We start from the raw sequence: 22,285 nt of genomic DNA on the forward strand, positions 1-22,285 counted from the left end.
TAGTTTAGTCAAAGGAAGTGAGTTTGTCTGATAGGTAGTTTAAATAAGCGAGGAAACAAATGGCCGGTCCGAATCCCCGGCCAACGAGTATAAATGATGTGATTTACTGTTTAAGCTGCGCTTTTGCCTGCTCTACTTTATCGTAGTCAAGACCCAACTCCTGAACCGCTTCTTTAATCAGTCCCGGGTTCTGCATCACTAAAGCCATCAGCTGCTGTAGTTTTTCAGCTGGAATATTAAGCTGCTGAACAACGGCCATAGCCATCAGCGGGTTTTCGGTCAGCGCCTGAAATACCTCATTGATTTTTTCATCACTGATGTTGTGCTCTTTGAGTAAAGCAATAATGGGATTCATATGTTTTTGTCCTATTTTAATCTTGTGGTAGTTCGTTACGGCGCAATACGGCGCCATAAAATCCGTCAAACTCTGAATTTATCCCCGGCAGCAAACTTAGTTCCTGTTGTAGAGTCCAGTCAGGGTTTGCGTCTAAAAACTGTGCGACCTGTTGCTGATTTTCAACCGGCAGTACAGAGCAGGTTGCATACACCAGTTTGCCACCCGGACGGCACATCTGGCTATATCGTTGTAGCAGGTCGGCCTGAAGCGCAATCAGATCGTCAATGCTTTGCTCGCTAAGGTGCCATTTGCTATCTGGGTTACGGCGTAACACACCGGTCCCGGAGCATGGCACATCAAGTAAAACCCGATCAAACTTATCTTTAAGGCGTTTGATGGTTTTATTGTTTTTGATCGCCCTCGTCTCAATCATATGGCAGCCGGCACGCTTTGCCCGCTTTTTAAGCGTATCCAGCTTATGCTGATGGATGTCCATCGACAACAGACGGCCTTTATTCTTCATTAAGGCTGCAAGATGTAAGCTTTTACCGCCAGCCCCCGCACACGCATCAACCACTTTCATGCCTGGCGAAACATCCAGTAACGGCGCAATTTGCTGAGAGCCTGCATCTTGCATTTCACACTCACCAGCCTGGAATGCGTTGGATTTAAATAGCTTATCTACCGCCTGAATGACCAACGCATCAGGTAGCGTAGCAGAAACATGCTCACAGGAGATCTGTTCCCGCTCCAATTTACTAGCCAAGGCGTCTGTCGAAGTTTTTAAGGTATTGGCTCTAATATAATAACCCGGTGCGCGATTTAACGCTTCAGCGACCTCTGGCCATTGCTCGCCAAGCTGAGAGCTTCCCAAAGCATTCAACCAGTCTGGATAGCTAAGCTGAATCGCTTGTGGCGCTGTGTCCAGTCGAGTTAATAGCTCAGCCTTTGAAAAGTCTCGCATTTCTGGCCAATCGGGGACCGGCTTATCAGTGAGTAACTGAAAAGCCTGCCAAACAGGCCAAAAATCTTGCTCGCTGGCATTACTAATATAGGCTAACTTGCGAATAAAGCGCACGAGGTCATACAGAGTTGTAACAAAATACGCTTTGTCTTCACGACGCCAGTGGGGATTGTCGTATAAGTGGTTCTGTATGACTTTGTCAGCATATAAAGATTGTTGGAATATTCCGTTAAATGCGGTGTGTAAAGTACTGATAAGTTGACGATCAACGGTCACGCGGTGTTCTCTGCCTGCAAATATTGAATATGAATTGTAGCGCTTTTAAGCGGCTCAAACCACTGATGGATGCAGTGTCAGCGCTTCAATGTGAGCGGGCTGTTGCCAGACCCAGTCAAAGAGCAGAAAAAATCAAAAAGCCAACAAATTAATCATATTGACGACGCCAGCTCTAGATACCAGGTTAAATGTACCCACAGCAGGAAAATCTTGGGGGGGGTACGAGTTAAATCAATAACTAAAGAAATGTTATGAAACGACAAGTAAGAGAGTCGAATCTGAAATCTCTATCTCAATCCCAGCAACTTAACCAGGCTCAGACACCCAATGTGGCCGGTGGCCAGGTTGAACCAAACAGCAACTATCGAACTTATCGTAACTGCCCTCCTCCGGGTGATTCGATGGCTTGTGCCCCTGCACAGGAGATGATTTGTGTGATCACAGGTCCCTGCAGCGACTTCTAATCCCAAAAATAGTTTAAACTAACAAAGGCAGCGCTTATCTGCAGTCTGCCTTGATGCAACTATCGCCCCCACAGACTTGCCCGCAGGTATCAAAAAACAAATCTATCAGTTTTGAATACAAATCAAGCATGCTGTCCACAAGACAAGTACATGCGAAGTTTGTTAGAATGAGATTGATATTAAAATGTCAAAAAACAAGAGTTTATAAATTGGAGATAAGATGAAGTATAAAGGACTTTTTATCGCTGTCAGTGCAGCACTAGCACTCGCGGCGGCTCATCAAACGATAACTCGATTGCAAGCAAAGAACAACAAACAAAACCCATTATTACCTCAACACCAACGCCAGACAAGCCAGCCCCTGTATTTTCAGTGACAGCAACACTGGGTAGCGCATGTAGTAACGCGACCACACCGACAGTTGCAGAAGTGATTTTTCATAATGTCAGTGGCAAGGTCATCTCTAGCGCAAAAACAGGCGTAGATGGCAAACTCGCGCAGACCCTGCCAGAAAACACACATCATGTTTCGCTAATCGCTAAAAGCACGAATAACGAACCGATGGCAACTCAGTTATTTACATTGCTGGATGTTGCTAACACTGATTATGGCATCATCGAATTTGACCGACAGCAAACCTGTGACTTCCCCAGAAAAGAAGTTGATCTCAGTGCACTTTCTGCCAGTCAACCTGATTACTATATCAGCGGGCTGCTAGGCGACGAAATGGCCTTACATGACGCGCTACCTGACAGCACATATATTGATGCTGAAAGTAAAAATACGATCCTACATATTAGTAACGAAGACTACAGTGATGTTCGTGGTGGTCTGTTCAACCTGGAAGGCTCAGATCCACTCGAGTTAACGGATGAAGCATTTGATAGCCCAGGTGTGAGAGTTAATGTCGTCGACTTACCTTTATCACAAATAGACAGCGTGAACTCTCGTGTACTCCTGGCGTCATTCGACGATAGTGAGCAACTCAGCACGCAATTTCTAGTTGGTCCTAATTATCGTCATAAATATATTTTTCCTGAACTTGCAAACACCAGCTATGCATACAACTCTATTTCCGAGCGCGCAGCTTTACCTGGCTTCGATATGTTTACCAGTTCTGCCACCGTGCATAGCATTTCTGATGACGGTCAACCCAGCGAAACTGATCCGCTGCTTTATGACGCGGCTTTACAAAATGCCTTTATGCAGTTTGCACAGTCTATGGCCCAGCAGAGCAATGGCAACCTATTCGAGTATGACTTCTCCGATGTTGATGATCGCATCAACCTGGTCGCCATCACATTGCGCTGGGACGATACCATCAATGGCGAAGTTAAATGGGAAATTCTCAGTAAACCCCAGGCAACTATCCCCACCTTTGAGTTTGGTACAAGCCTAAATATGGCTGTCGACACTGTTGAAGGCTTTGAACTAAACCTGGATGTGGCAGCAATGAATTTCACTGGAGAATTTGACGCCCTAAGACTGGAGTTTCAAAAGGGAGCGGCTGGAAATATGTATACCGATACTTCACTCTTAAAAGGGGCAGCTGTTTATAGTTTTGAAATTGAAGCGTCTGAGTAATATCTATATAGCTGAGTACAGTGATTTCTATTAACTTTCAGCACCAATAACATACTAGATATAGAAACGGCCTGTTCAGAAACAGGCCGTTTCTACTTTAGTTGTAAAACACACTAGTCAAAAACATAGAAATAGTTTGCAATGTTAATTTTTTGCGCATTCTCGGAACCACAAACAACAGGATCATGTAAATACACTTTCATTCTTTTTCCAGATGCATATGCCATCAGCAAAGTGCTGTAAAATTTGTCAGGTTCAGTTGCATCACTTGTCAAAAAGAATAGTTTTTTCTTATTTCCACATTGGCTAACGTCAGCTTCAGTGGTGAAAAAAGTTGAATTAGCGCCATATTGGCCCACCGATGTGATTCTGGTTGCTACAGTCCAACCCTCAGCGAATGCGAAGGCATTAAAAAACAAAAGACTAATTCCAAAGGCAAATTTGAAACTTGCTAATTTCATTCTTTTATTTCCCCTATGCTTTAAAGTTAAACAGAGCATTTTGAGTAAAAAACACTCTAAAGAATACGTTATGAAAAACAGATTGTACCTTTATTGATTATATCATAACCAACTTTTAGGAAAAGCCTGTTCATCACTCGGACATATTTATTTTCTTTCATTACTGTATTGCTTTTAATTTAACCTACAGAATAGGCAGCCCTGCGACAATTTGCCACATTTCAAACTCACTTAAGTTCATTATACTCGCGGCAGTTTCTCCAAGAGTCATCGTTATGTTTTCATATTCTAAAATTTCCGTTGCGCTGATGGGTTTGAGTCTCTCGTATTTTGCTTCTGCGCAGCAAACTGCTCATATAGAACGCGTTGAAGTCACAGGCTCTAAAATTCAAAACATTGAACTGGAGTCAGCAAGCCCCATCACTACCTTAACAGCCGAAGACCTGTCTATAACGGGCCTGTCTAACCTTGAAGAGGTACTGCAAGGCTTGAATATATCGGCAGGGTCTGCTGGCAATGCTACCAATGCGTACTGGACCAACAACGGGTATGCAACAGCGCAAATTAACCTGCGTGGTATGGGGATCAAGCGCACCCTGGTTTTACTCAATGGTAAACGCATTGTCGCAGGAGGAACTGGCGCCAATGACAGCCCGGACCTTAATATGATCCCAATGGAAAGTGTCGAGCGCATTGACATTTTAAAAGATGGGGCATCAGCAATTTATGGTGCCGATGCCGTTGCGGGCGTTGTCAATATCATAACTAAAACCGACTTTGAAGGCGCAATACTCTTAGCCAAAATTGGCCAAAGTAGCAAAAAAGATACCGAAAATGCAGAACTGAATTTTTCCGCAGGTAGTCAGTTCAACAAAGGCCATGCTACCATCAATGTAAATTACGTCGACAACGGAAATGCGCTTCAATCCAGGCGTAATCCCTGCCCGTTAACTGAAGCTGACGGCAAGCTGGTCTGTATTTCATCAGGTTCAACCATAGGTGGACGGGCACTGTTAGCCGATGGTCAGGAAGTACAGTTTAATCAGGTTGCCGGACAAAATGGCGACCATTACGAAACCTATGATAATAGTAAGCATGGGTACAACTGGTTTGGAGCGCTCAACGCATACAGCCCCATGCAGCGCCTTAACCTGGCAACGTTTGTCTCCTATGAACTTACCGCGGCGGTTCAGCTTAATGCTTCTGTGCTTTACGCCAACCGTCAGTCGGATCAAATCGTTACCCCCAGAAGTTTTCAACCAGTTGATGTATCCTCGCAATTTGTCTTCAACCCCACCGGGCAAGACCTTACTTTAAAGCGTCGACGAAATATCGAAGTGCTCGATCCTAAGTTTTATCAGGAAACAAACACGACCCAAACAACCTTTGCTTTGTCGGGCGAATTGTCAAATAACTGGTTGTGGCAAGCCAGTTACAATTGGGGGAAAAACACGGGCACAGATGGCTGGAGCCATGACTTTGACGACGCCCGAGTAGCCCAAACACTCAATGCACAGGTCTGTAGCTCGAAACTGAATGCAGCCATCCCCTGCGGAGATTACTTTGGCGTTGATGAACTTACCCCAGAAGTCATCAACTACGTAACCTATCAGCGCCAAGGTACAGGTGGCAATCGACTTCAGTCACTTAATTTTGAATTAACTGGTGATATTACGGAACTGCAAACGGGCACTCTGGCATTTGCGACCGGCTTAACGATACGCAAAGAAAATGGCTGGCGTCATCCTGATCCCATCGCAATAAGCAATGGTGAGGAGGATGCGATTGCAGGCAGCTCCGAAGTGAAAGAAACATTTTTGGAGATTTCAGTCCCACTGCTAAACGGCTTACCCTATGCGCAGTCAGTAAAAACGGACATGGCACTACGTTATTCCGATTACCAATATTTTAATGCAGAAACCACCTATAAACTCGGCTTAACCTGGCGCGTAAACCAACACTGGTTACTAAGAAGTGTGCGATCCAGCGCTTTCCGAACTCCAACCATTACCGAACAATTTGGCGGCACCAATGTTGAAAACCTCATCACGATTGACCCGTGTGATGGTGCAACGGGTCAGATATTGGTTCACTGTACAGCTGAAGGTATACCCAATGATTTTGTGCAGGACGGCTCAACCATCAGAACAGGGGTTGGTGGTAACCCGGGCGTTGGGCCGGAAACAGCCAATACCATCACGTTAGGGGTCGTATTTCAAAATGCACTGGTGTCAGCTTCTTTAGACTACTTCGATATTAAAGTCGATAACGCCATCAATGCTGTTTCTGGTTCGAACATGTTGCGCCTTTGCTACAGCGACCCGACAACCTACAGCGCCTATTGTGACAGCTTTTCAAGAGACCCTATTACACATCAAATCACAGCGCTTGAAAAACGCCCGATGAATGCAGCGAGTGAACACGTATCCGGGATAGATTTGAACATTCGTATCGACTCTGCACATCAGGCGTTTGACTTCCGATTTGTCTGGGATACCACCCGCCTACTGAAACATGACAATACCGCTTTTGCCGGCGCAGAAACAGAAGTGTTACTGGGTAAAATCACCTCAGACAGAGGCAGCTTTAGCAAATGGAAATCGAATCTCACAGCCCAATTCGACATAAAAAAGTGGCAAGGCACATATCGCATTCATTATATCGGCAAAGCAGAAGATGAAAATGGTGGCGGGCCTATTGGCGCTGAGGTACCCAGCATTATTTATCATCATGCTCAAATCGGTTACTCGGTGTCTGAGACACTTTCTGTATCTTTGGGTATAGATAACCTCTTTGACAAACGCCCCCCCTTTTTAACGTCATGGAATGATGCCAACACCGATGTGTTTACCTATGACACGGTCGGACGGCGCGGCTACCTCAAAGTCAATTATCAATTTTAGCCTTGTTTGGGTGACAAGCCGATCCTTGTCACCCAGCCATGTCGTCATATGCCCTTCACATCCTACCTGTACAAATTACCTGTAACGGCATATCACATCCGTTGTTAAAATTAAGCTGAACCAGGCAAAACAAGGACAAAAACATGCCATCTGCTTTAATTGAAATAGGCTTACCCATTGCGCTAATCCTGATCATGGCTGGCGTCGGCCTGAGTCTGACACGTGCAGATTTTCAACGCGTCTACCATCAGCCCAAAAGCTTTTTCATCGGAGCAAGTTGTCAACTTATTTTACTCCCTGCGCTTGCTGTTACGACCATTGCATTGACCGGGTTAAGTGGCGAACTGGCCATAGGTTTATTTATTTTGGCTCTGTGCCCCGGTGGCACAACGTCCAACCTTTACACTTATTTAGCAAAAGGGGATGTTGGCCTGTCGGTGTCTTTAACCGCGGTTGTTGGCTTTATAACCCCTTTTACTCTCCCCTTTCTGGCCGCCTGGGCAATCGGCTATTACGGGCAAAACAACACCTTACTTGAGTTTCCGGTACTCAAGGCCTGGTTACAACTCATTGTGGTTGGAGTTATCCCCGTATTAGCAGGAATGGCCATCAATGCCAAATGGCCTGAATTTGCAAAAAAAGCCAGTCCGTATATCAGTCGTTTCTCTGTTGCAATATTACTGCTGGTGATAATCAGTATCTGTATAAAGCTTGAAGACAAGCTCGTCGATTATCTAATTCTGGCAGGGCCTGCGGTGATCGTACTTAACCTCGTTTCTATGCTGGCAGGGTTTCTGGTAGCCCGCACGTTCTTGCATCAAGTCACGCAAACCCGCACCATCACACTGGAAGTCGGATTGCAAAATGGTACGCTCGCTCTGTTAGTGACCACAGGCTTATTAGGCAATGAAGTGATGTCTATTGCACCAAGCATATACAGCTTGTTTATGTTTATCAGTGCAGGTTTATTTACTGCATGGGCAATTAAACAACATAAGCAGGTTCATCACTGATAGCAAACTGAGTGGATAACACTGACTGCCCGCAGTTGTCAGTAACTGAGTATACAGGACAAAACCAAGAACCTAATTGGCAAATATTCTGGAGGATACACAGAACCAGTTGCCGCCTAAACATAGCTTGAAGTCGATACCTAAGCGGGCTATACGACGGTGAATCAATCCGGCTAACTGCAAGCTGTGCGATAAACAACACCGTGCAGAGTTCCTTCAGTTACAACTCTCAACTAAAGATAGAAAAACGGGATAACAAAACCTCACAGATACTGCGACTTCATGCAGCAAGGTTGTCAACCTTTAGCACTTTAATTATTCAGTTAATTTAAGGTGACCAATGTGCTCGCAGTTCTCAACTTGGGCGTGCCACGCGCCAAGTTGAGATCCAGAATATTACTTGAAGAGCTAAGCATACTTAGCGACAAGAAGGGATTTAGACGACGCATACCAACCGGCACTCCATGCCTTGCTTCTCGCCTTACTTCGCCAGACAGCGAGTCAAGGCAAATAATGGGCGTAATGCCCATGTAATATTAATTCTTCTCATTTTCATCCAAGCTCTGCTCATGTTTTACACCCGTATTCCTGCAATATCGAGGAGATTTAAACAGCGAATGTAATATGGCCAAGGCGAATATCATTAATGCAAGCCCAAACCTGCTCTCGGTTAACTTAAATTCGGCACTTGAAAACCATGTGATTAAGGCCGGTGACTCGCTTGCAGATGACAGGGAAAGCCAAACTACGGTTTTTACTTTTTACGCTTGGTCAGCACAAGTTTCCAGTCATTTAAACAGAGACGTATTTGCGGCAAACGGTAATGACAATACTTTGTTGATATTTTCAACCGCGTTCGAGAGTTATCAAGCATACCGCATTGTCTCGAATGTATCTGTCAACTTGGAGATTTGTGTCTACGTGTATGGCGACTGGGTTGTTGGAACTGACCAGTTTGGCAGCACCAAAGATATCTTAGTTAAAAGGCTTTCTCAAACCGAAGCAACTAAGTTACTTGCTGCTTTACCCTCTCATATTCTCAACAACAAACGGCCACGGCTTTTGATACCTGGCGGTGAACCGACCAGCTTCATTAGCTATTGAAATGAGTATATTAATCAATCGGCAATTATCGATTGCAAGCAACCACGGTCTCAGACCATTTAATATAAAGGACATAAACATGGCTACAGCAAGCTTTATCAACTCAACAACCAATACCATTCAAGTACGCTTAAACGATGGTGAATTATACACCCTGGAACCCTTTAGTGTTATCACCAGTGATGCTGGTCAACCTTCAGTTATAAAATCCCAGGCGCACCCTTACCCGATAAAAGCCCGGGACGACAGAGATGTCTTTGGCGCTGATAATCGTAACAATACTTTGGTTGTTACCTCTGATGCCGCGGCCTCATCGAGCCGCTACACCATTACTACCAACAATACTCGCTTACTCAACTTGAATCAGTATTACTTTATTTTTCAAGATCAAGTGACTGGAGAAGACCAAACCGGTTCTACAGACGGTATTCATATCAGTCGTGTTAATTAATACCTGATTTAATCTCGATTTCAGTCAGAGAAAATTTGGACCTACCAAACGGCAGTTTTTTAACTGCCTATTTTTATTAAGGACCCCCCATGGCCAAGCGTACTTTTGTAAGCCCTAGTGAAGAAATTCTTGATCTTGATACTCCCCTGGAAACCGATAAACGTCGTAGCTTGGATAACGAACATGCTGGCCATGAATTTGTTTTGCAGCAATCCCATCCAGATCAGCAAACCGCTCTCTATCTCTTCAACCCGCTTGGTCAGCAAAAGGGGCACCTGTATTTTTATTATTTTGGCCACGGCAGCACTGCACCATTAGCTGAGTTTTCTTTGGCAGACAGTGAAGATATATCTGGTTGCTACGTATTTAGTAATGACCTGGTTGCGCCTGACCAACTCCTGACCGAGCTGGATAATAGTGACGACATAATTACAACGGGCCTGGGAACCTCGAGACTTGCCTGGCGATTGGCGTTCGATTGTGACGAGCCTGATGAAAGATATAAAACGCTGCAAACAACTAATGTCGGGGCAGTCTTTGAAGATACTTTTTTTGCGGTAGATGCCGGTGGCATAGAAGCCGGTCTGAGCAATCGCTGGGGGTTACTGCTTACCCGACGTGCAACGTTAACACTTGACGCGAAGATGCAGCAGTTTGTCATCAACAACCCCAAAGAAGGCCAGAAAATTGCGGTACAACTACAACAGCAGGAACAACAGATAGACATTGGCAGCAAGCCGGAACTCATCAATATTCCACTTAGCGGTGACCGTTGTGGTGCAATGGTGTTTGACTGGCAATGGAGCCACTATCAACTCAATCAATATTTTAGCGGCGAATTAAAAATGTTCTTCGGACATGACGCTGACATGGCGAGCACCATCAATTACCCGCTTTTTACCCCGGCTGAACAGCAGGCTTTGACCAAGAATAATCTTAATTTTAAAGTGTTTTTTCAGCAACTAGCCCCCTTAGATGGGCGAAGAACCCGAATGGTATTGCAACCGGATGCCACTGAGCAGGTTGATATATCATCCTGCTACTTTAACAATACAGCAAACTCTTCTGTTCCCCTGAAGCCGTTAATAAGCACTGAACTTGAAGCTGCGGCCGGATTTGCCTGGGCCAGAAACAGTCTGACTGATAACACCCCTTATTATTTATGCCCAGTAGGCCACTACGAAGTCGGCTCGAACGACGATGCACTTTCAAACTCGTCTATCGCGTTACGCTGTGGCGTGTCTGCCAACGAATTTTTTCTATTGAGTAAAGGCGATATACTGGCATTTGAAGTTGGCCTACCTGCTTTTGTCAACATCGATAAAAGACAAAATCCGGAAGGAGCAGTGCCAGACGACTCATTGAGTTCGAGCTGGCTGCAAGTCATTCCTGCGGCAAAAGAAGCCGTTGGAAAACTCGGTAGCAGCTATTGTATTCAGGCTGCCAGCGCTACTTATTTTGTTTCAGTCAACGACAAACCTGGGGAGCAAAGTGAACGATTTCCCATTGCGGTAGGTGCCAGCCTGGTGCAGTTTCATCCGCAAAACAACCCATTCGTGCCTATGCTGCCGTACGGTGGCGTCTTTTTTCAAGATAACAAACACGGGATAGCGTCTCCCAATGCCAATCTTTCTGCTGGCCAACTAGCTGCATTTGAAAATCTTGTCGTGGCACCTTGCCGGCGTCGTCAATTATCGAGTTATTTTAACCAGAGCTATGGTCCTGTATTTTTTGATATCAATCTCGGTCAACCGTTTGATGGTGGCTATATGCACACCCCACTGGGATTACTGGCCAAGTTAAATGAGGTAAGCGACACGCTTCCTCCGGCTGGCACCATTAATCAGATAACCCTGGCCACCAGCCCACAAAACCCAGATCAACAGCTTGCCTTTACAGCAAACACCAATGGCGTAGTCAACCCGCTGTTTGCTAATGCCATGTTGAACGATAATTTGTTTTTGGTCGCAACCGATGCCAGCGCATTGGCTCCAATGCAGAACAAAATTCAGTTAGGAGATTTCACTTTCGATATTAAACCTGGCAATGGCGAAGAGCAATCCATAGTCATCTTCAAGTTTATGCCAGACGTCAGCTTAGCCGAACTAATAAACCATCCCGACAGGTGGACCAGCCTGGTCGGTGACCAAGATTTAACCCAGGTACAGAGCCGCTTGCAAGAGTATCTGGCGGTGGCAAAAAATGGCGAAGACCTGTTTGCCGATTTTCGACAAATGGCGGAGGACCCCAATTGGAACGGCGTACTCTTTTTTAACGTTCCACTGGATTACCAGTCGTTGCCGTTAGACATTCAGATTTTATTGGGAGGTATACAAGGGCAATTACGCGCCCATCATTTTGGAATAACCACCAATCGAATCGACAGTGTGGGTAGTCGGCTCGATTACAGCTCACTGTTCAGTGTGATCCATTATCAACACGAACTGGAAGCACCCAGTTGCTTTCCTGATTTTCAAGTGTTGCTATTTAATGTTCGCTATGCAAACAGCAAACTTGTGGTTTTCGATTCCCGGATTGGCTTCTCTATTGATCAATTACTCGAGTGCCCGGTTGATTTGGCTGTAGCAACAGAGCAGGATAATAAAACATCCGGTACCATAGTGATCGATGGTGTCTACACGCTCACTGAAGATGGCACAGGAACCTTACTTTTTGCCACCAAGGAACCGCGCAGTTTTAAATACAATAGTCATGGCCAATGTTTCACTCCCTTAATAGCCCAATCGATCACCAACGCACAATTAGTGCCTGTTAGCAGACAAGAGCCTGATGAGGATGGCACTGTGCTGGCCTACTCGACTTTTCGCATAGATGGTGTGCTGGCCTTTGACGACGACATTGGTGGCGACTTATTTTCCTATGGAGAATTTGATGATGCCAACGAGCCAGACTTGCCAACAGCAGGCCTTTGCATATCTGGCTATGGCTTCAATATAACGACAGAGATCAGGTCTGATAACAGTGCTGATATCGAAGGGCCGATAACCACAGATTTATCCGGACTGATGGTCGACCAGGGTCTCAGCCATTCAAGAAAGCTGAGTTTTGATGCCACTTTCCCATGCTTGATTGACTCCTTAAGCCATCAGCCTGGAGGCCTAGAAAAGAGCTTACCTGGAGTATGGGAAATCACAGTCGGTGATGAAGATTTTTCCGGCAACGCAGTTTTCTCCATCAATTTTAGCGTTCCTTTGGGGTCACTTGGCATGTTGCTGTCTGATAAGACAGAGCTCAGTGCGAATATATCAATAGGTTGGGATCCAAAAGCAAGCTCGAAAAATGAGGGGGTCGGCTTAGTGCTGAGTTTGCCGTCAGCCGTTAATGGCGCAGGTGGATTCGAACTGGAAGGGGTGATCAATACCAGTTTTGAGCGAGTTCAACTCAACCAGGTGGCTTTACCAGACAGTTCTATTTACGCCTTGTTGTTTGTACACTTTCAAGGCCAACTACTGAACCTGATGTTTAACTATTCCAACAAGCCCAAAGATCTCGGCTTATTTGGCGCCCCCGGCTCACCGGGCTCAGGAAATCCAATTCTGTATCAGGGTAAGTCCATTGATAGCAATTGGAGTGGACCCACGCTGGCTCTTAGCCTTGATGGTGTACCCAGCACATTCGTTGGGCGCTCATTTGATATCGTCACCGACCCCACCAACCCTAATGTGATTTCAGAGACATTTGAGCGGTTGAATCCATATACCAGTAAAACCGTTGAACAATTTATTCAGCAACAGGCAGCCAAAGACCCTTTCTACAGTTCCAGTGCCGGTGTACTGGCAGGCCTTCAGTTCGAATTTAAAAGCTTAGGTATGACGGTGTTGCTCCATGACGACTCATTTTATGGCGCACAAGTCAAAATCGATACCAGTAAAAGTAAGCCTGTACCACCTGCTGGTGGTGAGTTAACGTCACTAATGATGAAAGGCCCAAAACCAGGTGACAAGCCAGGCAAAGGCTTTCTCTCAATCATCGATAACTTTGAATTTACCATCATATATCGCAAAGTTAATGATCAACTGGGGGTGTGGTCAGCCGACATTTATGTCGATTTGAAAGATCTCAAACTGGGGATTTTTAAGCTGAGCCTGCCCAACTTTAGTATTGCCATATGGACGAATGGCGATTGGCGTTTTGCTATTGGTTGGCCATTTGAAGGGGAAGATGCGCATCCCTTTTCTGTGGCATTTAAAGCCGGTCCGTATCCCCTGATAGCCAAAGCGGGTTTCTATCTGGCCAAGCTCAGTAGTGCCGCTGCCCCAGACCAGTTTGGCGACCACTTTGATTTGATCTGGTCGTTTGGTGCAGGGCTTGCAGGTGGCTTGGAAGAAAAATATAAAGTCGGGCCGTTGTCAGCCACTGCAAGCCTGATCCAAAGTCTTACTGTGCAAGGGTTTTTAGCCTCCTACAACGGTACTTTAACAGAAGACGGCGTGGACTATTGGTGGTGGGCAATAAGCCAGTCTTTAACCGGTAAGCTGTCAGGTAAAGTTGACTTTGTAGTGATTGCAGCTTCGGTCTCTATCAGCCTTTCTTTTAACATCGCTTTTGCCATAGAAACCAAACACAGTACGCCGTTATTGATTAACGTTAAGGTCAAGGCCCAGGCTTCATTGAAAGTAATCTTTGTCAAGCTAAGCTTTTCATTTGAAACTAGGCTGGATCTGTTTAATTTTACCTTCGGCTCAGGACCTGCAGCAAGTTTAGACAACCCAACCCCTAATAATGTACTAGGAGAAAGAGACAATACGGCATTGATTGACAGGTATGCGCTGGCACCTGCTGCGCAGCAGACAAACTTTGTTGAATCCGGGCCAGGGTTTATCTACACCCCCGCCGATCCTGTGGACTTGCCTGTTGATTTTTCCTTGCTGACAACTTCCGTCAGCGACGACAACATCACTTGGAAACCCCAAGGGGTCGCTATCCTAACCATGGTCAGCGATGGGCCTGAATCACCATTTGGTTTAATGTGCATTAGTTTGGCAAAGTGGCTGATTGGTCATTATGGCGGTGATGGCAATTTTGCTACACAGCTGGACAACACCCTTGTAAAACTTCAGCAAGGTGCATTCTCCAAAGACTTGGAATCGGCGTTGTCGGCCCTGTTCAGATTCAATATAGGTTCAGCCCAGTTCACAGAGGACACAGCCACCGTTGTGATGGCTGCCCACCCAGATTTGATACTGCATTACAATACTGACGATTCGCAGTTTTATAAGGGATCAAATCAGTTTGGTGCCAAGCAGATGCAACCGGATTACCTCGATGTCATCAGACGCTATTTCGACCAGCAAGGGCGGGCAGAAAACAGTGGGACGTGCACGGCCGGTCTGTCAATGTGCCAAATGGTGTTTAATAACTACTTTATGATGCTGGCACAACAACTCATCGCAATGCTAAAACAAAGCGAGCAAAAGACTCTTGACGCTGCGATTAAGAAATTAAGTATGGGCGACCTGTCTGGGTTTGTTTCCCGCTTTATGATGGCCGGTGTCAGATTACCGATTGGCGACAACAACGAGCAATTGAAGTCTCTATACGCGCTTACTGGTCAACAATTTACACTGCATAAATCCGGTAATCGTTGGATATTGGATGCAACCCTGAGTAAAGCTGATGATGCACCTTCATACTTATCTGTAAATAAGGGCACCAGGGCGTCACTGGACCCTGGTATGGTCCACGAAAAAGGACCGGATGATACTCCATGGCTGTTGAAACCTCTGCAACCATTGTCGCCAGCCAACCTTACTTTGGCTTTCAATCAACTGAATAACTGGCGTTTAAGCGATAACAGCGAAAAAGTGATTGGCAGCTTTTCGGCAGGGCTGATGCAATCGATCGCTCAGGCGAAAAACAAGCTACAAGATGGAGATGCACCATGGCTCAGAATGTCTCAACATGGACCGCAAGATGGCGAGACCGCACATGCCGACTTGAATGATGCTGGCTCAGATTGGCAGGCCAGTGCAGCCTTGGCAATTACAGTTGAACTGGCGGCAATACCCGATCCTAACAGCCCGGACGATAGTATTATCAGCAACATTTTCTCTTTATTGGGTTGCAATGAAGCTGATAGAGCCTTGCTACAAAAATTACTCGAAGCAATCGCATCGGAAGAGGCCGCTGTTGATGAAATTCAGCTATTAAGTAGTAGTGGTCAGGGACAATGGCAATCGACAACCTCGCCGTCAGTATTAGTTCGTACAGATTTATCCACCAATAATATGCCAGGTGGGCAAAATGGGGCAGATGTCACCGATAGCGATGGACCTATCAACTGTATCAATTATTCTAAACCCGCAGAGAGTGTGCAGCAGAAAATTGACTTCCTGCAATTGGTATGGGAGGTTTCAACAACCAATAGTAAAGGATTCTATTTACAGCTCGAAGGCTTAGACAAAAGTCTGTTCAAACAAGGGAACGCGGAACTGATCTTGCTGGTTCAACTTGCCCAACAGGACAGTATAATTCGCACCGCGCCATGGCAAAATGCCTTGATTGGTAGCCCACCTGAAAAAGACAATGGTATTTTCGCTACTCTGGCCTCAGATAGCTTAGGAACGCCTATTAAGCAATATAATGCAGCTTATCCAGGTGGCGACGTTGGCTGGCAGGTCGAATGGGATAATGCGCCAATCGAAGCCGATGCCATTAGCAGCGACTACCTTAAAGGACTTTACCAGATACTTAGCTATCGAGTTACTGCTATTAACGGCCAACCGAAAAAGTACAATTGGAGCCGTGGACAAACGCCACAGGATGTTAGTGACACCAAACCAAAATGGCTATACCAACAGAACTTTGCCAGCGGTGATTTGAGCACGCCAGACGGACGTTACGCTGCTATTGGCGATGTACTAACCATTGAGATCTCCAGTGAGGATGTATTTGGCAACAGCCTGCCCGATAGCTTCAATCGTAAAACGGACTTAGTTGTACAATACAATGACAACATTCTCGGCATCGGTGACTGGGTTGGGGTCACCACCAGTTACAAAGTAGTTGATAACAGCGGCAATAAACTACGTTTCGAGTTTGTCCTGGATAGCAACATTATCCTGGATGACCTGGGACAAGTAAACGAACCTCAAAGACTCAATATACTGCAACACTATCAATTAATAGCATCTCAATTAGCTGACAAAAACATGAACACAGGGGTAAGCACCAGTGAGGTGCTAAACCGAGGGCTAATATACAAAACCAGCAAGGGAGATGAAGTACAGGCTAACCTTTTGACATTTATCGAAAAAGTGATTGTATGGCTTACTAATGCTAACCCGGATGCGCCTTTTTCCCCTGTCAGTATCGAGCTGCCCTTAGATAAAAACTACCCACAGACATGGAAAAATGACTTACAGCGGCTTCAGGTGAGTATTGAGTTTTATCGTCGTAATGTGGAGGATGAAATTGCCAGCTTAGTGCCCAATGTACGCCGGGTGATATCCGCGATACAGCCGGTAGAGCAAAAAGCAGTTATTCCGAACAATAATGATGATGACAAAACCAACTCCCCTAGTGGCCTGACGACTTTTGCGATTGCTTTTGAAAAAGCCTACTATCAATTTGACGATGCTGAGGGAACGGTTAAAGTTGCTACCGGTATGGATAGCCAGATTGGCCATCAGTCATTTGGCAAGCGCAGCATTTGGCTGCAACGTTGGAGTGAACTATGCGGTACTTCAGTAGAGATCCTCAATGACGAGCAGCATCAACCGGTTTATTATGCCCCGCCGCCATTGAGTACTCGGTTAATTTCTCGCAAAGTGGATAACCTGAGGCATTACAGCACAGACGGCCAATGGCAGGATACGACGCAGATATTCAACGGAGTCGATATGGATACCTGGGGCGCGGAGTTTCTCAATGCTGTCGAAACTGTATTCAGCCCAATGATATCAACCGGTACAGCACGAGCGTCGACACATGACAATGAGCTATACAACCCCTTCGTCAACAACAAAGAAAGTCTCGCTGAAACCATAGGCGACAGCATCGAGTATATCTACAACCTCGCCAAAGGCAGTGGGGATATCAATTCTGCGCAACAAACTTGGCGTCAGGCGCTGTTACAATCACTTAGCAAGGACTATGGTTTCTCTGCGCTGATGCAACTGCAAGCCAATGTCAAACTCAATGGCGAGTTGGAGCCTGATGGAGACAAGGCATATCCGCCACGATTATATGGGACTTTACAGAGCCAGTCAGCATCGCAACAAAGTGAGTTGCCTTTTTCACTGACTCCGGCAACATTGTCATTGGTGGATGGTAAAGGATGGCTAAATTCACTGATCTCAGCCAAAGATCCCGCACGGCAAAACGCAGTGAATACCAGTTTGAATTATCAGATAAGTCAACTTGAGCATTTAAGGGATAGTAGGGCATCCAAGTGTGGCTATGTGCCTTCCAGCTGGTTGACCTATGTGCTTCAGCAGAATCCTAAAAACTTATCCGACGAGCATCAAAATACATTGACCAAACCTATTGGTGATGTGCGTATTCCTATACCGCTGCGGACCTACCCTCCTTTGCCAGTATTGCGCAAAGTCAGTGCTGTACAGCATAAAACCATTAATACAATCGGTGATGCATTAAGCTGGAATCTCAGTGTAAGCATGGCGCGTCCGGTTGCCAGTCAGGATACTTTAAACTTAATGTTGCACTTTAACCTGCCGCTCAACGATTTAAGTGAAAAGCCTTTGCTAATGAGCAGCCAAAGTGCAGTTGCCTCTCGTCCGGCACCTGAAGATCTGTTTGAGGCTCTCGCTAGGTTCGAGTTCGAATATCCGCAACTGGCAGCAAATATCAATGCTATCGGTCGAGAGGATTCAGAGCAAAATCGTGATGCAGTTACACAGTTTAGCGAATTGGTCACAGGGGTCGCAAACACTTGGCCTAGCTGGCACGCTCCAGAGCAACCAAATAGCGAAGCAACCAAACTGGCCGAGCAAGATGACACCCAGTCATGGCATTATGCTATTGATCAACTTGAAGGTGGGGACTTGCTGCTGGCATTTATTGGCGAGCAAAGTCAGGAGATCCCACCCTGGCCACAGATCACCGGCTATCGGCAAATGCCTCATGAAGCGGATAATCGCAGCATGACTTATATTGCCGAGCAAGATGAATTGCCTGTTGATTTAGAGTTGAACTGGACCAATTTCTATATTCTTGATTTCCAAAGTGTTCGCCCCAGCGCTTATACCGAACGAAATCGCAACCTGGCACCATCACCCGAGACAACGAATCCTGCATTTGTCTATCATACTCAGACCGTATACTGGCCAAACCCAGTAGTGCCTTTGATTAACGTGGGACAAAATGTTGAACTGCCAAATGCAGACAGTTTGCAAGCTGGGGTTGAGCAGCTATTGCAACAACTTAAGACGCCCCCTCCAGGGAGTATTACCAACGGTTCCAGGCCAGCACTCAGGTATGAAAGTGCGATCAACTATCGCTATCAAGTGATGGCTCACCAAGCTGACCCCAGTGTCACTCCGGGCTTATCGAGCGAAGCATCAACATTCAACACAGATCTTCCGGTGTTCTTGTTTGAACAGGTTGTCAGCAACGACAAGGTTGCAGATGCAGCAGAAGTGGTTACCCAGAACCTTGCTAACTGGCAAGCTGCATCAGGAGCACAGGCGCCCAACAGTATGATAGTTTTCACACCAACTATATTTGCCACCACAATTGTCAGTACCAAAGAAAGGCTGCCTTTAGTGCAACTGAACGCCGTTGCGTTACCGGTTGGTAAGACACCAAACTGGTGGGAACCACAGAATTAAACTTTCGCCTAGATAACCGGCCAGGCCCTAGTTGTAACGGGCAGTCGGTTTATCTGGCGGCTAGTGTAATTTTAGGGTTTGCTCCTTAATCGAGATAACTCGGGTGTAACTTCCCCATAAATTCACAAGCCAACTGTGGCTCTGCTTTAAATGGTTAGGTCGGAGTCTCAGCAAAGTACAGGTTTGCATGCTAGGAACTCATTTAGGATGCAGAATAATCAACCAGCCCAATAAATATCAGGTCAACACATTTACAGAGTACTGCGCCAAACATCGGGAATGGCAAAACAGATAAAAGAACGAGATAGCTTACATCAGCTATCTCGCAGCCCCATTCAGCCTTACATCGCAAGAGCGTCCATATGTTTATACCGAGATACTAGCCAGCTCAAAATCAACGAATCGCAGCTAAGGGCGCTATTATTACGCCCTGAAGCAGTGGTTTAAATTAGTGGACACAGGTTATTTAACCACCTTTGGAAAACTAAAGTTTAAAAAGGTATTGAACCAATCGCAATGCCTTTCAAATCCTGAGAATTACTCCAGTATTTGCAACTGTCCTTTATACCTTTTATATGAACTGTCTCCCCTGTTGCATAAGCCATCATCGCAACACTGACCATTTCCTTGAAGTTTGCAGCTGTGCTGTCAATAGCAAAACGTTTGGTATTTGCGCAGGCTGCCATGTGGTTAGTATCATTAATTTTGACAAATAAAATACTTTTGCCATCATGATGATAAACAGCTGCGCCAGTGAGCTTTTTCCCCGTAAAATCAGAGGCTACTAAGTTACTTGAAAATAAAATCCCAAGTAATACTACGATAATTTTTCCCGTTTTTTCACCCTCGTTTTTTATTATAAAAATTATTAATGTTATTTAAATCGTCACTCTTTTAAAAGGAAACACATTTACAGCGAACTAGACTAAGTATCGGGATTAGTGAACACGTAAAAGAGCGAGATAGCTTGATACCGCTGGAGCGTCCATATATGTTTTCCAAAATTCATGCCCATTGCACAGCCTTTCCCGCACAGTAATACCCGGAGGACACACCGGGTATAAAGTGGTAGTGCTTAGTGTCTAATAAGCTAACCTGCCTCTTCCTTGCCATTGGCATAATCCGTCAGCCTCAAAGCATTGAGCATTATCTAAAGGTAGAAGGCGTACATCCTGTACGCCATTGTAAGATGGGTATCTACTCAAATTTTATACACTGCCTTTTATGGACTTAGTGTATTCTGTTTAACTCATCCATTGAGCAACAGTTGTTACCTCCTTTGTAACTTTATCTATCGTTTAAGATACGAAATAGCTCTGTTCTCAACTCATCTAACTTTTGGTTTTCCTTTATCATAGGCTGACCTTGCTCATATAAAACAAGGTCACTAAAAGATCCCATTCCGCCATATACTCTCAGAATTTCACTACGAAGAGTTTCTAAGTTCTCCGCATTGGTGGAATCTAATTTTTGCCTAAAGTTATTGAATGAACCGACCCAGTTTGTTTCGCCAACTGAGACAAGGAGCTCAATAATTTTTTCAATTTCCGAAATTAACAAAGTTACATTCTTCATATATATTCCTATTTTAGAGGCGAGCTACCTAAAACCTTAACACCTTTAAGCAACCAAGGTGTCTCAACTACTATCTGTTGAGTACCACCGACAAAGTGTCCACCTTGAGAGCCAACACGGCCAGTATGAATTGTCGTTCCAGCGGGAATTCGAACTTTAAAAACGGTGTCGATCGGAGACTTTGCACCGCCGGGCCACACAGGTAATACTGCTTTATCAATTCTTGTTTGAATCTCGCTTATGGGCTTATCTTTTGAAAAAAACTGCCCCAGTGGCCTATCTCCTGTACCGGCTCGGTACAATACCATATCTTTATCTAGCACCCTTGAAGTATATCTTCCACCAGCAAAGGTTCCTGCAAGATCATCAGATAAACGAGCTATGCTGTTTGTAACAACCCTCGCTTGCTTAAATATACGGCTGGATTGATAAACGCGATACAGCCATGCAGGGGTGCCTACCGCGGGCGCAAAAGAAACTGCAAAACCAACAACCTCGATGCGCTCCATGGTGAGCTCTTCGCCTGTAACTTTGCCAGCGAGCATCGCTTCAGCATCCCGCCTGCCCATATTAGTGTTCCCAAGTGCCAGACTCGCTGTCAGCTCTTTAGTATTTAGCTCTCTATCAGCTCGGATTTCAGCGGCTTCTTCAGCAAAATAATCTGACAACCCTTCAAGCCCATACTCATCGGCCAGTTCAGATTGATAATCAGCCCATTCATCCGCCTCATGACCCAATCCAGTGCTACTTAGCAAGGCATTTACCCCAAAGCTCTTGATAGCTCCCTTTAAAAAGCCACCGGCAAAATTTGCCATTGCAGTTCCGCCACCATCAATGGCCTGAACCACACCTACCACAAACTGCACAGTGCTGTAGAACTCATACGCAGTAATTGCAGTAGTAATAGCAGCTGCCAAGGTACCAGTAATGAAACCGTTCAAGATTGCGTGTTTTAGCAGGCCAACACCTAAGGTAACAAAGATGTAACCACTGGGGTCTGTCTTATTCAGCGGGTTATTCACCACATACGAGTAACGGTTAAAGTTTTGAATGTTTTGTGGTGCCTGCACCATGGGGTCTGCTTGTAAGAAACGTCCCAGAATAGGGTCGTAAACACGCCCGCCCATGTGCACCAGACCCACCTCATCCATCTGCTCATGACCCGTGTAACCACGTAGCGTCAGCTTACTGGTGAACTTATTCTGGTCACTGAAGTCTCTCGCCCAGGTGGTCGCGTTTCGCCGTGCACCAAACACATCAAAGCTCATCACCTGCTCTTTCTTACCACTGGCATCCGCAATCACATGCGTTGAACCCAGATGGTCGTCCAGCATAAAGCGT

13 protein-coding genes are annotated in these 22,285 nt (G+C 45.5%); 7 read left to right on the top strand and 6 right to left on the bottom strand.

From position 1 onward, the window contains the following. Positions 1 to 103: 103 nt before the first annotated feature. Both MHN31_RS06825 and MHN31_RS24375 read right to left on the bottom strand, forming a co-directional pair. Positions 104 to 355, bottom strand: coding sequence for a DUF2999 family protein (locus MHN31_RS06825; RefSeq protein WP_049865270.1), 252 nt, complete (start codon positions 353 to 355; stop codon positions 104 to 106). A gap of 16 nt (positions 356 to 371) precedes the next feature. Further along, positions 372 to 1,577: an RsmB/NOP family class I SAM-dependent RNA methyltransferase gene (locus MHN31_RS24375; RefSeq protein WP_239443849.1), complete on the bottom strand. Its 1,206-nt coding sequence runs from the start codon at positions 1,575 to 1,577 to the stop codon at positions 372 to 374. Between the two features lie 251 nt (positions 1,578 to 1,828). Between MHN31_RS24375 and MHN31_RS06835 the strand changes: the two genes are divergently transcribed. Beyond that, on the top strand, positions 1,829 to 2,041 hold the full coding sequence (locus MHN31_RS06835; protein WP_239443850.1) for a hypothetical protein: 213 nt from the start codon (positions 1,829 to 1,831) through the stop codon (positions 2,039 to 2,041). A gap of 372 nt (positions 2,042 to 2,413) precedes the next feature. Next, on the top strand, positions 2,414 to 3,625 hold the full coding sequence (locus MHN31_RS06840) for a hypothetical protein (protein ID WP_239443851.1): 1,212 nt from the start codon (positions 2,414 to 2,416) through the stop codon (positions 3,623 to 3,625). Between the two features lie 113 nt (positions 3,626 to 3,738). Here the strand turns inward: MHN31_RS06840 and MHN31_RS06845 are convergent, their stop codons facing one another. Beyond that, positions 3,739 to 4,086 (bottom strand): hypothetical protein, encoded by a 348-nt coding sequence (locus MHN31_RS06845; RefSeq protein ID WP_239443852.1) that lies wholly within the window; start codon positions 4,084 to 4,086, stop codon positions 3,739 to 3,741. Between the two features lie 275 nt (positions 4,087 to 4,361). Here MHN31_RS06845 and MHN31_RS06850 point away from each other — a divergent pair, with 275 nt between their 5' ends. From MHN31_RS06850 to MHN31_RS06870, 5 genes are all read left to right on the top strand, one after another. After that, complete coding sequence (locus MHN31_RS06850; protein ID WP_239443853.1) at positions 4,362 to 6,989, top strand: TonB-dependent receptor; 2,628 nt, start codon at positions 4,362 to 4,364, stop codon at positions 6,987 to 6,989. A gap of 143 nt (positions 6,990 to 7,132) precedes the next feature. Then, complete coding sequence (locus MHN31_RS06855; protein WP_194866952.1) at positions 7,133 to 8,002, top strand: bile acid:sodium symporter family protein; 870 nt, start codon at positions 7,133 to 7,135, stop codon at positions 8,000 to 8,002. A 624-nt stretch (positions 8,003 to 8,626) separates the two neighbouring features. After that, entirely contained in the window at positions 8,627 to 9,106 is a 480-nt protein-coding gene (locus tag MHN31_RS06860) for a hypothetical protein (RefSeq protein WP_239443854.1), read from the top strand. A gap of 79 nt (positions 9,107 to 9,185) precedes the next feature. Further along, complete coding sequence (locus MHN31_RS06865) at positions 9,186 to 9,557, top strand: hypothetical protein (protein ID WP_125557867.1); 372 nt, start codon at positions 9,186 to 9,188, stop codon at positions 9,555 to 9,557. Between the two features lie 89 nt (positions 9,558 to 9,646). Continuing rightward, positions 9,647 to 19,369, top strand: coding sequence for a hypothetical protein (locus tag MHN31_RS06870; protein ID WP_239443855.1), 9,723 nt, complete (start codon positions 9,647 to 9,649; stop codon positions 19,367 to 19,369). Positions 19,370 to 19,860: 491 nt separating this feature from the next. Here MHN31_RS06870 and MHN31_RS06875 read toward each other — a convergent pair whose 3' ends face one another. From MHN31_RS06875 to MHN31_RS06885, 3 genes are all read right to left on the bottom strand, one after another. Continuing rightward, positions 19,861 to 20,055, bottom strand: coding sequence for a hypothetical protein (locus MHN31_RS06875; protein WP_239443856.1), 195 nt, complete (start codon positions 20,053 to 20,055; stop codon positions 19,861 to 19,863). Between the two features lie 601 nt (positions 20,056 to 20,656). After that, the gene (locus MHN31_RS06880; RefSeq protein ID WP_138539176.1) at positions 20,657 to 20,944 is read right to left on the bottom strand and encodes a hypothetical protein; all 288 of its coding nucleotides are present in this window, start codon (positions 20,942 to 20,944) and stop codon (positions 20,657 to 20,659) included. Between the two features lie 8 nt (positions 20,945 to 20,952). Further along, the coding region (locus tag MHN31_RS06885) for an RHS repeat-associated core domain-containing protein (protein ID WP_239443857.1) at positions 20,953 to 22,285 on the bottom strand (1,333 nt) is incomplete at its 5' end.

It is taken from the genome of Pseudoalteromonas sp. McH1-42 (assembly GCF_022347845.1).
In the GTDB taxonomy this organism is placed as follows: domain Bacteria; phylum Pseudomonadota; class Gammaproteobacteria; order Enterobacterales; family Alteromonadaceae; genus Pseudoalteromonas; species Pseudoalteromonas rubra_D.

Excerpts from the sequence above, each read along its gene's own strand:
- MHN31_RS06860 (WP_239443854.1), top strand. The coding sequence starts at position 8,627 with ATGGCCAAGGCGAATATCATTAATGCAAGCCCAAACCTGCTCTCGGTT.
- MHN31_RS06845 (WP_239443852.1), bottom strand. The coding sequence starts at position 4,086 with ATGAAATTAGCAAGTTTCAAATTTGCCTTTGGAATTAGTCTTTTGTTT.
- MHN31_RS06880 (WP_138539176.1), bottom strand. The coding sequence starts at position 20,944 with ATGAAGAATGTAACTTTGTTAATTTCGGAAATTGAAAAAATTATTGAG.
- MHN31_RS06825 (WP_049865270.1), bottom strand. The coding sequence starts at position 355 with ATGAATCCCATTATTGCTTTACTCAAAGAGCACAACATCAGTGATGAA.
- MHN31_RS06870 (WP_239443855.1), top strand. The coding sequence starts at position 9,647 with ATGGCCAAGCGTACTTTTGTAAGCCCTAGTGAAGAAATTCTTGATCTT.
- MHN31_RS06835 (WP_239443850.1), top strand. The coding sequence starts at position 1,829 with ATGAAACGACAAGTAAGAGAGTCGAATCTGAAATCTCTATCTCAATCC.
- MHN31_RS06855 (WP_194866952.1), top strand. The coding sequence starts at position 7,133 with ATGCCATCTGCTTTAATTGAAATAGGCTTACCCATTGCGCTAATCCTG.
- MHN31_RS06865 (WP_125557867.1), top strand. The coding sequence starts at position 9,186 with ATGGCTACAGCAAGCTTTATCAACTCAACAACCAATACCATTCAAGTA.
- MHN31_RS06875 (WP_239443856.1), bottom strand. The coding sequence starts at position 20,055 with ATGGCAGCCTGCGCAAATACCAAACGTTTTGCTATTGACAGCACAGCT.
- MHN31_RS06850 (WP_239443853.1), top strand. The coding sequence starts at position 4,362 with ATGTTTTCATATTCTAAAATTTCCGTTGCGCTGATGGGTTTGAGTCTC.